The sequence below is a fragment of the Vibrio sp. MM46 genome, from assembly GCF_027587135.1.
GTDB lineage: Bacteria > Pseudomonadota > Gammaproteobacteria > Enterobacterales > Vibrionaceae > Vibrio > Vibrio harveyi.
Genome location: NZ_JAPPTO010000004.1, coordinates 120,410 through 133,850, shown reverse-complemented (window position 1 = coordinate 133,850; position 13,441 = coordinate 120,410). Strand labels below are relative to the sequence as shown.

Here is a 13,441-nt window from a genome sequence, read left to right as displayed (position 1 = left end):
TCAACCACGCTCTGACTTCTACTATCACGTGGTTGAAGCCTTTACTTAATTGGTAACACGATTATTTAGCTGTGTTTTCTGGTAATAACACTGCTTCAAAACGTGTCGCTTGATTCAAGAACTGACGCATAATTGCATCCACTTTCTGTTTGCTTGCTTCACTGTTTGCTCTACGTTGTGCTTGAATCAATCGTGGGCTATCGGTAAGAAGGTACGATTGCTCCATCGCATTTAACATCCCTAAATCAGAACGTAGATAACGATCAATCTGATCATCGCGTTGCAGCAGTTTGTTTTCTAATACTTGTTCATCAGCCCCTGTTTCAGCCACAGAGTTCAACACCGAATGAGTCAGAGAGATCAATTCATCCACGCGCTCAGGTGCACAAGTGAATAGGATTCGCCCTTCCGCTTGAGGGCTATGAATATCTTGCCAGAACCAACTCGCTACACCATAAACACCTGAGGCCTGCTCACGAAGTTTAAGGCGAAGTTGCTCCTGAACCAGTTCGCCACTGAGCTCCAAATAGTAAGCATTGTCAGGTCGCCACTGTGAATCTTGAGTTAGGTAGATTTCGACTTCTGCCCTCGGCTCTTTTGAATCTGGCGTGCTGTAACGTACTTTTGGTGAAGACGCTTTCACTTCATAGTACTCACGAGAAACTTCTTTTACCTTGATTGAAGCAAGGTAGCGCGCAGCCAGAGATTCAATTTGAGCCGCAGATATGTCACCCACAACGAAATAGGTATAGTCCGTTTTTCCCGCAACATACTTCTGATACACCTCGCTCAGACCTTGAACTGTATAGCTTGCAGCACGTTCCCCATTGTCGCTATAAACCGTAGGAATATCAGGGAAACGTAACTCTGAGACTTTGCGAACAAATCGATCTGCACCATCAAATCGAGCACCATTAAGTTTTTGCGCCATCTCAACTTGATACTCTTTCAACGACTTCTCCGAAATAGGGCTTGCGGCTAATTTAAGATGAAAAAGCTTCAACATTTTTTCGAAGCTCTCAGTCTTCGCCCAACCAGAGAATCCTTGTTGGTACTCATCGACGAGTGTAGACATCACCACTGGATTGCCGCGGAAAATAGTTTGAATATCCGCCTGAGGTACAACGCCCACTCCGGTATCATCCACTAAGCTAACCGCCGTTTTTAACGCATGATAATCTTGTTGAGGAATTGAGCGCGTCCCACCAGCAGTAAGCGCTTTAAAGTGCACCTGACCCGGATTGCTATCACTATAACGGTAAACCAATTTGCTCCCGTTACTTAAGCGATACTCAGTGATTCGGTGCTCCGCCCACTTTCGTTCTTGCTTTACGCTCCCCACTTTCGGATCGACCACAGGCAATACGGCTTGGCTTTCATCAATAAACCACGGTGGTTGCTGCTCTTGCATCGTGGTTTGCCATACTCCTTCTACCCATTTCTCATCTAGTTTTGGCTTACGCTTATCAGAAGGTTGGGTTAACAGAATCAATCGTGACTTAGGTGCGATGATCTGCTTGAAAGCATCATTCACTTGTTGCAGCGTAATGCGCTCTAAGAAGTACTTGTTAAGCTGATAAGCTTGTTCCTTGTCGATCAAGGTTTGTCCACTTGCCGCTGACACCATTAAGTCGCCAGCAAGATCGATGCTATAGTCTTTTTTGTCTTTCCCTCTTTCAATCACACCTTTCAAGCGGCTGATTTCGCCGTTGATCTCTTGCTCAGAAAAGCCGTGTTGAGCTAGCTGAGAAACAAACTTAAATAAGCCCTGAGTTGCTTGCTCATAATCACCGTCAACCAACTGTAGAGAGAACACTGCTTGCGTCGTTTCTCTTCCAACATTTGATGAATAGAAGTTTGCCGCATTAACTACATTGTCTTCATCTTGTTCCCAACGTTGCAAACGTACATTGAGCAAACGAGTCGCGATTTGATGTGCAAGATCATCTTGGTAGCGTGCGTAGCTGAGATCAGGCTTGAACTCAGAAAAGAAACTGACTTCAACGGAAGGTGATGAATATCCCTCTTCAGAAACCGTGTCGCTGCGCCAACCATCGATGAGCGGAATACTATAATCTACTTTTTCCAGCGGCGTATCTGGCGTGCGGTCATGACCTAGCTTACGCGAAATGAGTTGTTTCATTTGCTCAGTGTTGACGTCACCCACGATGACAATCGACATATTGTCCGGGCGATACCACTTGTTATAGAAATCAGCAACACGATATTTCGAGACATGTTGGATGGTATAAGGATCACCAATTGGGTCACGAGTTACGTATCGGGAACCGGCCATCTCAATCGCACTCTTCTTATCCCCTAAACGTAACATTGGTCCCAATCGAGCGCGCCATTCCTCCAATACAATGCCACGCTCTGCGTCTAAGTCGCCTTTCAGCATGGTGACATTACTTGCCCAATCTGACACAACATCCATCACCAACTCGAGAGTTTCTGGATTGTTGTTTGGAAGGTTCAATGTGTAGACGGTGTTCTCAAAGTCCGTAAAAGCGTTGATGTCCACGCCAAACTTCATGCCCGCTTCTTCCAAAACCTTGATTACTTCGTTCTCGGGATAATGCTTGGTGCCATTAAACGCCATATGTTCAACAATATGAGCAACACCACGCTGGTCATCTTCCTCGTTCATTGAGCCAGCATTCACAACCAGACGAACGTAGACCCGCGATTCAGGATTGGTGTTTTCTGCTATGTAATAGCTCAGCCCATTTTCTAGTTGCCCAACGTCCGCACGACGATCAAAAGTCAGTGCTTGTGTAAGATCGAGGGACGACTCCACCGTTTTATTTGGCGCAAGTACCTGACAAGCACTTAAAAAGACGCCGCTTGTCAGGATCAGTAATTTATTAATCTTCATGAATATTTGAACGATTGAGTTTGAGTACATAAGGTGATCTGATTTTGTTCTTCTGCCCCACCTTCACGATGAGAGACTTCTACAACATGTGTCTCTGGTAACTGCTCTGCCATAACCGCGCGAATAGAACGATAACTTTCAGGATCAAGTGCTGACATTGCCTCATCTAAGAACAACCACTGCGGTTTTTGAACTAGGCTTCTCGCTAACATGATTTTCTGAAGCTCGCCGCCAGAAACGCTTTGTTGCCAGTTACTTTGCCGATCCATTTGTTCAGCAAACTTCGCAATACCGGCTTGATTTAATGCATCGATGAGCACATCGTCAGAGACTAAACCGCCGCTTGGATACAATAAGATTTCGCGTAATGTTGCGTTCGGCAAATACGGTTTCTGAGGAATAAACATACACTCGCTGTCGTCAGGCATGCTGATGTCGCCACTTTGATATGGCCATAAACCCGCAAGCGAGCGAATAAAGGTACTTTTACCACCGCCAGAAACACCTTTAATAGTGATGCTTTGATGAATAGATCCGCTTTGTTCAGACAACAAAGTCTGCTGGTTCGGAGAGAACAAGTTGAGATCGCGCCACTCCGGTTGTTTTGATAATGGTAGAGCGTTAGTAGTCGGTAACATCTCTAACTGAGTGTGGAAAGTAATAAGACGATCAGTGACTGCACGCCAATCTGCGACCTCTTCATAAGAGTCAACAAACCAGCTGAAGGCTTCTTGTACTCGGTAGAAGCCAGTCGCAGTTTGCATCATATCGCCCAATTGAAGTGCGCCGCTCATCAAGCGCGGCGAAGCGACCAAATATGGAAAAATACGCGCAACTTCGTTATAGCCACTCGTGAACGCGCCGTATTTTAGCTTCATACCTGTAAGTTGCTGCCAGTTGTCCCAAACCTTGCTAAACAGATTTTGTGTGCGATGGTTTTCAGCAAGTTCACCACGCTGTAATGCAATGGATTCAGCATGTTCACGCACTCGCATCAAATGAAAACGAAAGTCTGCTTCACTTTTTTCTTGTTCAAAGTTAAGTGGCACCAAACGTTTTGCGATCTTGTGTGTTAACCAAGTACCGACGATAGAGTAAATGATAGCAACCCAAACCATGTAGCCCGGAAGCACCCATTCGCTCCCAGCAAACTCAAACGTAAAGCTGCCAGACAGGTTCCACAAGATGACCACAAACGAGAACAGACTTGTCACAGTTCGAAGTAAACCAAGTCCCATCTTTAAAGTATTATCGCAAAAATCCTTCACATCCTGAGAGATACGCTGATCTGGGTTATCACTGTCTGGATAGGTCAGTTGATGTCGGTACAAACGCTTTCCACCCAACCATTTTTGTAAAAATGCATGGGTTAACCACCGACGCCAACGGATCCGCAATGTTCTGCGTAAATACTCCTCGGCCAAATCAACAACCGTGTAAACCGCCATGATCAACACAAATTGCCCCAGCATATTCCAAAAGTTATTCCATTCTTCGTTTTGCATAAGATTGAAGAAGTCACGGTTCCAGTTACTGTAAAGAACCGCTACCTCAACGATCAGATAATTTAAACCGACGACTAAGCCCAAAAGCAGCCAAGCAATGCGCTTTTCATCACTACGCCAATAAGGGTGTGCAAGTGACCATACTTGCGCAAGGAAAGGTTTGTCTTTTAAAGACAGGGGAGAATGGTTAGACATGTTGCACCAAAACGACAAGGCAACCAGCAGCCAAAACTACTGGTTACCCTTAATCAAACAAAAGAAAATAGATTAGAATTCGTAACCTAGCTCTAGCCAGAACTCACGACCTGGAGAGAAGGTTGCGTTGCTAGACGTCGAAGATAATCCCTTCTGGCGAACATCATCTAATACGTTAAGTACATCAATTTGAATGTAACCAGAGTGAGTGCCGTACAAGCTTGGTTGGTAACGTAGGCGAGTATCCCATTGAGTGTGAGTACCGTGATCATAGCTGTAGTACATCTCGATACCTTCAGCTGAATCCGTTGAGTACTCGGTGTCTTTAACTGGTGCTTTAATGTACACTTTGTTCGCCCAAACAACGTCATATTCAGGTACAGCCATATCAAGACCTAGGCGAATGATCCACTCTTCTCCACTGCTGTTAACTTGACGTTCCGCTTCTTTACGAGTCATCAATTTACCGTCGAGATAAATAAGGTCATTATCGTTGTAACCATTGCCAAGAGTAGACTCATCAGTCTTAGTCAAATCTGCAGCCAAGGTTGTTGTCCAGTAAGTCGGACCTAATACCCAAGGCTTAATGTTTCTTGCTTGAATCGTGTATACATCTACGTTGTAGCTTTCAGTATTCACGTAAGAAACAACTTTAGAGCCGCTTCCACCGAGTTCTTTCGCTCGAATTCGATCTTTGTAATTACGGCTAACATAGTTAGCTGAGAGCACGAAGTTATCGATATTTTGAGTTACACCAAACGTCACTTCATCTGCATGAGGGGTCTCTAGGTTGTTCAGAGACGAGTAATCGCGTGATGTATCTTTGTTAAGCTCTTGAATCTCACCAGTCAGCTTCATCATAGCGAAAGAACGACCGTAGTAACGGTTTAGACCGAAGCTAACATTGGTATCTCTCGTTACTTGCAACGAAGAAACAAAGCGCGGTGCCACGTTGGTATTCTCTAAAAAGTCGTCGCGATCAACTCGGATGCCCGGGCGAAGCGTCAAATTACCAATTTGGATTTGGTCCTCAACATACAGCGCGTAATCTTGGTAGTCAGTATCAACCGAACCAGCATTTAGCGTTTCAGCAGATCTATTGAACTCCACACCACCCCAAGTCATAAGCGTGTTGATGTTTACATCATGATCACGATTAAACTTGAAGTCTGTTTTACGGTAATCAGCACCCAATGAGATTAAGTGTGTTAGCGGACCAGTTTCAATTAAATCAAAGTCATAGGTAAGCTTCAGATTAATATTCTGCTGAGTCATTTGACTATCACCGTAACCGCCTTCGTAGTATTCAAACGAAGGATCAAATTCGATATAAACGTTAGCATCGTTTGATGATGAATCTCTCTCGTCTCTGAATTTGTCGTAAGCTGCAGTTGCTGAGAAAGAACCTGCACCAAGCTTCTGTGTCCATTTGATCGTTGAACCGTATGCTAAGTGAGTATCCGTTACATCCCCTTCGGTGTTGGTAGCATAGTATTTACCTTCACTGTAGTCAGACAAACGCAAGCCAAACTCTAAACTATGATCCACATCTGGCGTCCAGTTGAAGTTCGCCAAAAAGTTATCAGAGCGACGAGTGTGATCTTGTTTGTCACGCTTACCTGTTGGGTTCAAAAGTCTTGTTTGCTGGATATCAGAATCTCGGCGGCTAAAACCAAGCACCATACCAACGTCATCAGTTAGCGCTTGCTCAGCCATCACGCTAAAGAAATTCTTTTTGTATTTAGGCTGATATGTCGCGTCAGCGCCAAGTGGCTCAAGACTCTCAGTAGCCGCTTTTACATGATCATCAATATGAATAGAAGCCCAATCAGACTGTGTACCTCTATAACGAAGTTTTACTCGATTCTCACCGCTGTATTGGCGAGTTTCAGCAACAACAGCACCTCCGGTAAAACCACCTAGACTTACTGGAACATCACTAGTGTATGCCGTAATTCCCGACAAAAGGTTTGCATCAAAGAAATACGCTTGCTCAGAACTTTTACTTGGGTTTACCGCCATTGAGCCATCGAACAATGAGTGACTAGGGTCGATATCGTTGTTTACATTAATACCATCTAGCAGATAAGCCGTTTGCTCAGGCTCAGCGCCATTGATCGATATTGACGTAGGCTTAATCTCACCACCTTGTAAACCATCTAAATCACCCCCAGCAAAACGAACATTTGGGTTGTCTTTTAGGTAGTCAGTTAAGTTGCCGTTAGATGAAGGAGTGTCTTTAATGTCATCAGCATCAAGTGTTTGTTTAGTTGAAAGCTCATCATCTCTTGTGTCTGTCACATTTACAGTTAGATCAGATGGAGTTTCGGACGGCGTTTCCGTTTCTGCATAAACGTTAGATACGGAACATAGCGACGCAATGGTCGCTGCAAGCAAAGTTTTGTTGAAAGGGTGCATTGTAAAAGCTTGTAAGTGATAATCGTTATCATTAATGCTATCAACAAGTCATTCAGCAAGTAAATCCCACTAACAGCTGTGATAAGCGCAGAATAATGTGTTAGATACCTTGTTCTATTAATAAATAGATAACATTCACTCAGCCTATAAAAACAAGTCTAACTCTCTCAAATCCCTTATGCGAAAAGAGCCAAATGAAACCAACTCTCATTTGGAATAAAATGTCAAAAACAAACGAATACGCAAACATTTCGTTAACATGAGTTTTTTATAAAAAAATCATTTTTGTTAACGCAATCGATAAAATGAAAAACGCGTAGTTATAACGGTAATTTCTGACAACTCATTTTCCATCTGAGTTCATTTATTTTTTAATTAATTAAAATTCATCAACTTAACTCAAAAAACCAAGAGTAGAGTAAAAAATAACGCTTCACTTCCAATTAAAAACAATTATCATTCCCAAGACTTTAAGATTATTCGTTAGAATAAGACCAACCAAAAACAGTGCTCAAACTGATGATTCAACCTCGTTTTACACCCTTAGCAATACTCTCACTTTGTCTGCAAAACACAGTTTTTGCAGAATCAAACACTATCCAGCACCTTCAAGAGCAAGTTGGTAATATCGAATTATCATCTTCGGAGCAAAAAAAGGTCGAGATCATTGATGACCAAACACAATTGCAACGTGAAGTGGTAAGAAACCTCGACCACGAAATCCGGTTACAGTCTCGCTACCAGCAGCAGCTCACCAAACAGCTTCAACAACTGGAAAATGCGATTCAAAACTTAGATGGCAAGATGGAGAACATCCGCCAAACTAAAGTGAACTTGTATCCGTTATTAGAGCAAATGACGACGACGCTCAAGGAACTGGTTTTAGCGGATATCCCTTTTGATAGAGATTCAAGACTTGAACGGGTACAGCAACTGACATCAGAGCTAGATAACCCTCAATTGACCGATGCGGAAAAACTCGAACGCATCCTTATCGCTTATCAAACCGAGCTCCAATACGGGTCTCAAGTAAAAGCTTGGTTTGGCCGATTAACGCCTAATCAAGAAGTTCAATACCTGAGAGTTGGTCGTCTAGGTTATTACTACCTATCACTTGATGCTGCAACTGCTGGCGTATGGCAATCAGAAAGCCAACAATGGATGACATTATCAGTGGATGAAACCAAGCAGGTTGAGCGAGCACTTACCGCGTTCAACAGCGGCATGACCTACCCTGTTCTTACCCTTCCAAAGGCGCAGTAAACATGAAAAACTTCCTCTGGAAATCAAACTATTCACACCTGTTGAGTGCCACTTTACTGGTTATTTTTAATATTGCTCCAGCAGTAGGTGCCAATACCATCGAAGAACGTAGCGGAAATGACACTCTTCAAGAAATTTTTAAGCGTGTAGAACAAAGCAGCAAAGAAGACATTCAACGTTACAAGCAATTGAAATCACAAAAAAGTCATCAGCTTCAAGAGGTTAATGGGCAGGTTGAATCCCTACAACTCAAGCTGCAAGAGTTGAATTCAAGCAATGCGAAGCTTGAAGAAGCCATTATCGCACTTCAAGAAAAGCTGAGTGACAAACAAAAACAAGTGCAGCTTGCACAGGCGGATATTGAAGAGGTTATAGAGCTGACATCCGCGCAACAAAACAACTTTATCTCTAACAATAAACCTCTCGCTACATGGTTTGATAGCCAAACACTCTTACCTGTTCAGAAAAATAATTTCAGCATTGCTTCTATCAATAACCTCTGGCTTGCGATGGTTCAACAAATCTCAGCCTCCAGCCGAGTAAACGTTGTAAAGGGAGAGATACTGCTTCCCAACGGAAACATTGAAAAAGCACCAGTTCAACTAGTGGGGGCATTTAGTCAGTTTTCGCAAGATTATGGTTGGTTGAAATTTGATGGAGCTCGTCAACAATGGCGACAAGTCTCACCACAACCGCAGCTTGATATCACACAAGGACAATGGGCAGTCGATCCAAGCTTTGGATTTGGTTTTGATGTTTTAGCGAATCAACCGAAATGGTACGAGAGCTACTTGGCTGCAGGCATGGTTGGTGCGCTTATTGTTGTTCTAGCCGTAATTGGCTTTTCTATCGGAATTGCTCGCTTGATTACTTTGACGAAAGAAAAGCAGGCGGTAAAAAAACAAGCGAGTCAGTTGGATGAACTTTCAGAAAACAACATGTTAGGTCGTGTACTCATGCAACTGAAAAACTGCAATGCTCATCAGCAAATGGAAGATGTAGTAGATGCAAACGTGAGTCGAGAAATGCCTTGGCTGCACAGAGGTATAGGTACCTTAGCCGTACTAGCAGCCATTGCTCCGTTAATGGGACTGCTCGGAACCGTTGGCGGCATGATTGAGACCTTTTCAGTGATCACCTCTCAAGGCGTCACAGATGGAGAACTGCTTTCTGGCGGTATTGCTGAGGCACTACTCACGACCAAGCTGGGACTTCTGGTTGCCGTTCCTCTGCTCATCTTGCATTGCTTAGTTAAAACTCAAGCTCAGCAACTTGCAGAAATCATAGAGCATCAAGTAACCAGTTTGGTTGTAGATATTCGTTATGGGAACCAAGGAACATGCTAGAGCAAGTGCTCGCTGCACGCTTACCGATGGATCACCCAATTATGTGGTCTATCGGCTTAGTTTCACTTGTTATGTGGGGTCTCATCCTACATTGTTACTTGCGTTTTCATACCTTAAAGAGCACGGACTTAAACACTCAGTTCTCGCAAAAGATCAAGCAATACTCCGGTATTCAGGACAACGAGCGCCTCTACCTTGAAAATGGATGGTTAAGCGAGATTAGACAACACCTCAGTGTTGGACTTAATGAGATACGTCTTTTTGTCCGAATTCTGCCAATGCTTGGGTTACTCGGCACAGTGGATGGCATGATGACCTGTTTTGAGCAATTGAACAGCGATGATGTTCTAAACGCAGTGTCAGAAGGCATCAGCCAAGCGATGCTCACCACACTAGCAGGATTGCTCGCAGCACTGTCTGGTATGTACCTAGCTTACAACCTCAAGAGACAGCAGGAAAAACTTTTAGTCCACTTCGCCAATCAATGGAAATCCTATGAAAATTAAATCCTTCACAGATAGAGAAGAGTCACCTCAAGTTGACCTTACTCCTTTGATCGACGTGGTTTTTATTCTGCTGATCTTTTTTATTTTATCGGCGAACTTTCAAAAAGAGTCGACGATGGAAGTCGATAGACCCAGTGCATCCAGCTCATCATTGAAACCAAAAGCAGAAACCATTTCGGTGAGTGTCGATCGCGATCATAATATTTGGTTTAACGGACAAAACGTCAACCTCAGCCAGCTTCAATTCCAAGTAAAAGCTTACTTGGTCGATAAGAAGCCAACCAATGCGATCGTAAATGCTGACCGCAGCTTAGATACGGGAACGCTCATTTCCGTCATTGACACTTTACGCTTATCAGGGCTAAACAATGTTGCTATCGCTACCAAAGAGCAGTAAATCAAAACTGCTAGGTATATTGGCAGCTGCTGTATTCATCAATTTGCTATTGGTTGCTCTCCTGCACCTTTTGATATCAACGCCTAGGGCAAAACCAGAACGTAGTTCAAACCAGATCTATGTCCAAACAATCATATCGCACAAAAAGCCCAAGGAGCTTGAGGTTACTAAGCCTGTCGTGGTTGCAAGCGCGCCTACTTCAGCTCCTGCTCGTCCTGCGTTGGTTGACTTTACCATCCCAGATATGGACAGCATGGTCACGTTGCCGGAGGTTACTTTTAAACCCAGTGATGAAATAGATGTCCATTTAACTTTTGATTTTTCTTTTTCGGGAGCGGGTGTTCATCAAGGCAGTCAATTTCAATCTCAGGTTGTGATGGCAAAACCCACTTATCAGATTCCCCCAAAATACCCGACGAAAGCCAAACGAAACGGTATTGAAGGGCACATCACTTTCTCTTTGTTAATAAGCCAACAAGGTGAAGCAATACAGTACAAAGTGGTTGAAGAGTCTCCGAAAGGCGTTTTTCTTCGCTCATCATTGCGCTCCGTAATGCGCTGGAAGTTTGTTCCTCCACAATCTGGAGAACAGTGGCAACAAGTTACATTGAACTACAGCTTAGAGGACTAAATAGTGAGATTTACAGCCCTGCTCTGCTTAGCCTTTCTCAGCTTTACAACGCATGCACAAGTGGACATTGAGACATTTGAGCAATACCAGAAATTAAGCCGTTTTTTGGAGCGTGACGACTTCGAGATAAATGCCTTTGCACGATTTCATGATAACCACCAAGGTAGTAATGCGGAAACTCAAGAACTGACAAAAAGCCTTTATTTACAAGCTTGCTTAAAGCTAGAAATGTTGTCGTGTGCCCTCGACAGAACAAACGAATTGCTGACACTAACAAGGAATTCCGCTAATCGTGAACAACTCCTTCGTCTCGCCGTGCAGCTCAATTATCAAAACCAACGTTACCTCGATGTATTGAACCAATTCGCAGTATGGCAAAAACTCTACCAATCAGAGTTGGAAAAAGGACAAGTCAAACTGACGGACGCACTAATTGCTGAGGTTAGCACCATCGCAGGACATAGTGCTTATCAGCTTGAGAAGTGGCAAGAAACTGCAACCATTATGAAAGCTGCAGTAAAGCTCGACGCTACGCAGCAACGGTATCAATTACTTTTAGCAAGCTATCAACGATTAGAAGCATTTGAAAAAGAGTATGCCTTGCTGTTGAAAGTAACCGAGCTCTATCCAAACCAAGATAAATTCTGGTCGCGTTTGGCTCAATCACACATTCACTATGGGCAGAATGCGAAGGCAGTTGCCTCACTTCTCGTCGTTAAAGATTTACATAAACTCACTGAGCCGCAACGAATTCTTCTTGCGCAGCTGCAACTTGAAGCTAAAACTCCAGCTCTTGCTTATCACACTTTGAGTGAATATACGCCTTCTTCAGAATACCAAGAGAAGGTCAACAAGTTGAAACTTCACGCGCTGCTAAAATCCCGTCAGCGTGATCAGGCAATTAAACTGCTAGACTCGTTATCTCAAGCAAGTTCATTAGCCATCAAAGCACAGCTGGCTTATTCAGAACAACGCTGGGAGCAAGCCGTCCCGCTATTAAAGCAACAAATTAAGCAGCAACCAGAGAACCAGAGGTGGCAACTGCTTAAAGCAATTGCTCATTTTGAATTGCATCAGTATCGACAAGCAAAATCATTATTGGAATCTTTACTTGGAGGCAAGTTTGACAGCTCTGCCAAACAATGGCTGATTCAAATCGATTATCTGAATAACGATTAGAACAAAGCTCGAAAGACAACGCCCGTAATGCTCTCACATTACGGGCGTGTTGCTTTCTATCAGTGACTCAAGGATGCGCTATTTCACCAGTCCTTGTTCCACCAACTGAGGGAATACGTTATTGCGAAAAATCGTGCTTATCGCGATGTCATCCACGTTTGAAGAATCTACCCATTGGCACTCTTCGATTTCGTTACTGGCAACCACCTCGCCCGAGTAATCGCTAACGAAGAACACATCCATGACCAAAGTAATGCCGTCTTTATCGTGCGCTGGTGCTTCAAATCGCCCAAACAATACCAAGTTCTCTTCCGTTACCTTAATCCCCACTTCTTCATGTAGCTCGCGACATAATGCTTGCTCTGAAGTTTCGCCACTATCAAGTTTGCCACCTGGCGCGTAGAAGGTGTCTTTGCCTTTTGAACGTAACACCAGAAGTGCGCCGTTTTTAATGATGATACCTGCTGACTTATGCATATTGTGCATCTTGCTTTCCTTCTAAGCGTTAGAGAAACTTCTCAATCAGAACTTCATTGATATACTGACCGTTAATCTTGCCGTGCTTCTTTGCCGTACCAACTACTTCAAAACCATGTTTTAGATACGTGGCAAGTGCGTTAGGGTTGTCTTCTCTCACATACGCAAACAGCTTTTCATAACCTTTCGATTTCGCATCAGCAAAGGTAGCGGTAAACAGAACCGAAGCCACACCTTGGCGACGATACTTTGCATCAACGAAGGTACCGATAATACCAACGTGCGCAAACGCCTTGGTATAACCGGCGAAAGGCTCTACGTTTTGGAAACCCAGCACAGTGCCCTCTTCTTCACTCTCATCGATTAGGTTCAATGCCACATTAAATACGCCCATTTCAGGAAAGCTCTCAATAAAGCTTTCTTCCTCTTCTGTCGTAAAGGTGGTATCGAGAATCGTATATAAGCCCTCTTCGATAATTGGGTTCAACACTTCGGTAATGCCTTGAGCGTGTTGTTTTTGTGCGTTCTTAACTATCACTTTCATAATATTTTTCGTTCTTTTTATATGGATGAAATTAAGGCGTCATTATCATCTAGAAGGGTCGACAAACCAATCACTAAAGTGCTGATTTGGTTGAGTTCGGAG

Annotated in this window: 11 protein-coding genes; 6 read left to right on the top strand and 5 right to left on the bottom strand. The window is 43.6% G+C overall.

Going from position 1 to position 13,441, the window contains the following annotated elements; genetic code table 11:
- Positions 1-61: 61 nt before the first annotated feature.
- The 3 genes from OH459_RS06160 to OH459_RS06150 all read right to left on the bottom strand — a co-directional run bounded on the left by OH459_RS06160 (position 62) and on the right by OH459_RS06150 (position 6,996).
- Positions 62-2,878: a M16 family metallopeptidase gene (locus OH459_RS06160; RefSeq protein ID WP_269986043.1), complete on the bottom strand. Its 2,817-nt coding sequence runs from the start codon at positions 2,876-2,878 to the stop codon at positions 62-64.
- On the bottom strand, positions 2,875-4,578 hold the full coding sequence (locus tag OH459_RS06155; protein ID WP_017818576.1) for an ABC transporter ATP-binding protein/permease: 1,704 nt from the start codon (positions 4,576-4,578) through the stop codon (positions 2,875-2,877). The genes OH459_RS06160 and OH459_RS06155 overlap by 4 nt, the downstream gene beginning before the upstream one ends.
- A gap of 72 nt (positions 4,579-4,650) precedes the next feature.
- Positions 4,651-6,996, bottom strand: coding sequence for a TonB-dependent receptor plug domain-containing protein (locus tag OH459_RS06150; protein WP_050934745.1), 2,346 nt, complete (start codon positions 6,994-6,996; stop codon positions 4,651-4,653).
- A 519-nt stretch (positions 6,997-7,515) separates the two neighbouring features.
- Here OH459_RS06150 and OH459_RS06145 point away from each other — a divergent pair.
- Genes OH459_RS06145 through OH459_RS06120 form a run of 6 tightly spaced genes read left to right on the top strand, consistent with a single transcriptional unit; the run spans position 7,516 to position 12,318 of the window.
- Positions 7,516-8,259, top strand: a complete 744-nt coding sequence (locus OH459_RS06145; RefSeq protein WP_050934759.1) for a DUF3450 family protein — start codon at positions 7,516-7,518, stop codon at positions 8,257-8,259.
- Between the two features lie 2 nt (positions 8,260-8,261).
- Entirely contained in the window at positions 8,262-9,605 is a 1,344-nt protein-coding gene (locus OH459_RS06140) for a MotA/TolQ/ExbB proton channel family protein (protein ID WP_050934754.1), read from the top strand.
- Positions 9,599-10,111 (top strand): MotA/TolQ/ExbB proton channel family protein, encoded by a 513-nt coding sequence (locus OH459_RS06135; protein WP_009697090.1) that lies wholly within the window; start codon positions 9,599-9,601, stop codon positions 10,109-10,111. The genes OH459_RS06140 and OH459_RS06135 overlap by 7 nt, the downstream gene beginning before the upstream one ends.
- On the top strand, positions 10,101-10,508 hold the full coding sequence (locus OH459_RS06130; protein ID WP_029788407.1) for an ExbD/TolR family protein: 408 nt from the start codon (positions 10,101-10,103) through the stop codon (positions 10,506-10,508). Before OH459_RS06135 ends, OH459_RS06130 begins: the two co-directional genes overlap by 11 nt.
- On the top strand, positions 10,480-11,139 hold the full coding sequence (locus tag OH459_RS06125; RefSeq protein WP_050934755.1) for an energy transducer TonB: 660 nt from the start codon (positions 10,480-10,482) through the stop codon (positions 11,137-11,139). The genes OH459_RS06130 and OH459_RS06125 overlap by 29 nt, the downstream gene beginning before the upstream one ends.
- A 3-nt stretch (positions 11,140-11,142) precedes the next feature.
- A complete protein-coding gene (locus OH459_RS06120; protein ID WP_269986042.1) occupies positions 11,143-12,318 on the top strand; it encodes a tetratricopeptide repeat protein in 1,176 nt (391 codons plus the stop codon).
- Positions 12,319-12,396: 78 nt separating this feature from the next.
- Here OH459_RS06120 and OH459_RS06115 read toward each other — a convergent pair whose 3' ends face one another.
- Both OH459_RS06115 and OH459_RS06110 read right to left on the bottom strand, forming a co-directional pair.
- A complete protein-coding gene (locus tag OH459_RS06115) occupies positions 12,397-12,795 on the bottom strand; it encodes an NUDIX hydrolase (RefSeq protein WP_050922846.1) in 399 nt (132 codons plus the stop codon).
- A gap of 28 nt (positions 12,796-12,823) precedes the next feature.
- Entirely contained in the window at positions 12,824-13,339 is a 516-nt protein-coding gene (locus tag OH459_RS06110) for a GNAT family N-acetyltransferase (RefSeq protein ID WP_269986041.1), read from the bottom strand.
- Between the last annotated feature and the right edge of the window lie 102 nt (positions 13,340-13,441).

Coding starts and splice junctions, on each gene's coding strand:
- OH459_RS06110 (WP_269986041.1), bottom strand. CDS start 13,339: ATGAAAGTGATAGTTAAGAACGCACAAAAACAACACGCTCAAGGCATT.
- OH459_RS06145 (WP_050934759.1), top strand. CDS start 7,516: ATGATTCAACCTCGTTTTACACCCTTAGCAATACTCTCACTTTGTCTG.
- OH459_RS06130 (WP_029788407.1), top strand. CDS start 10,101: ATGAAAATTAAATCCTTCACAGATAGAGAAGAGTCACCTCAAGTTGAC.
- OH459_RS06115 (WP_050922846.1), bottom strand. CDS start 12,795: ATGCATAAGTCAGCAGGTATCATCATTAAAAACGGCGCACTTCTGGTG.
- OH459_RS06135 (WP_009697090.1), top strand. CDS start 9,599: ATGCTAGAGCAAGTGCTCGCTGCACGCTTACCGATGGATCACCCAATT.
- OH459_RS06125 (WP_050934755.1), top strand. CDS start 10,480: ATGTTGCTATCGCTACCAAAGAGCAGTAAATCAAAACTGCTAGGTATA.
- OH459_RS06155 (WP_017818576.1), bottom strand. CDS start 4,578: ATGTCTAACCATTCTCCCCTGTCTTTAAAAGACAAACCTTTCCTTGCG.
- OH459_RS06160 (WP_269986043.1), bottom strand. CDS start 2,878: ATGAAGATTAATAAATTACTGATCCTGACAAGCGGCGTCTTTTTAAGT.
- OH459_RS06150 (WP_050934745.1), bottom strand. CDS start 6,996: ATGCACCCTTTCAACAAAACTTTGCTTGCAGCGACCATTGCGTCGCTA.
- OH459_RS06140 (WP_050934754.1), top strand. CDS start 8,262: ATGAAAAACTTCCTCTGGAAATCAAACTATTCACACCTGTTGAGTGCC.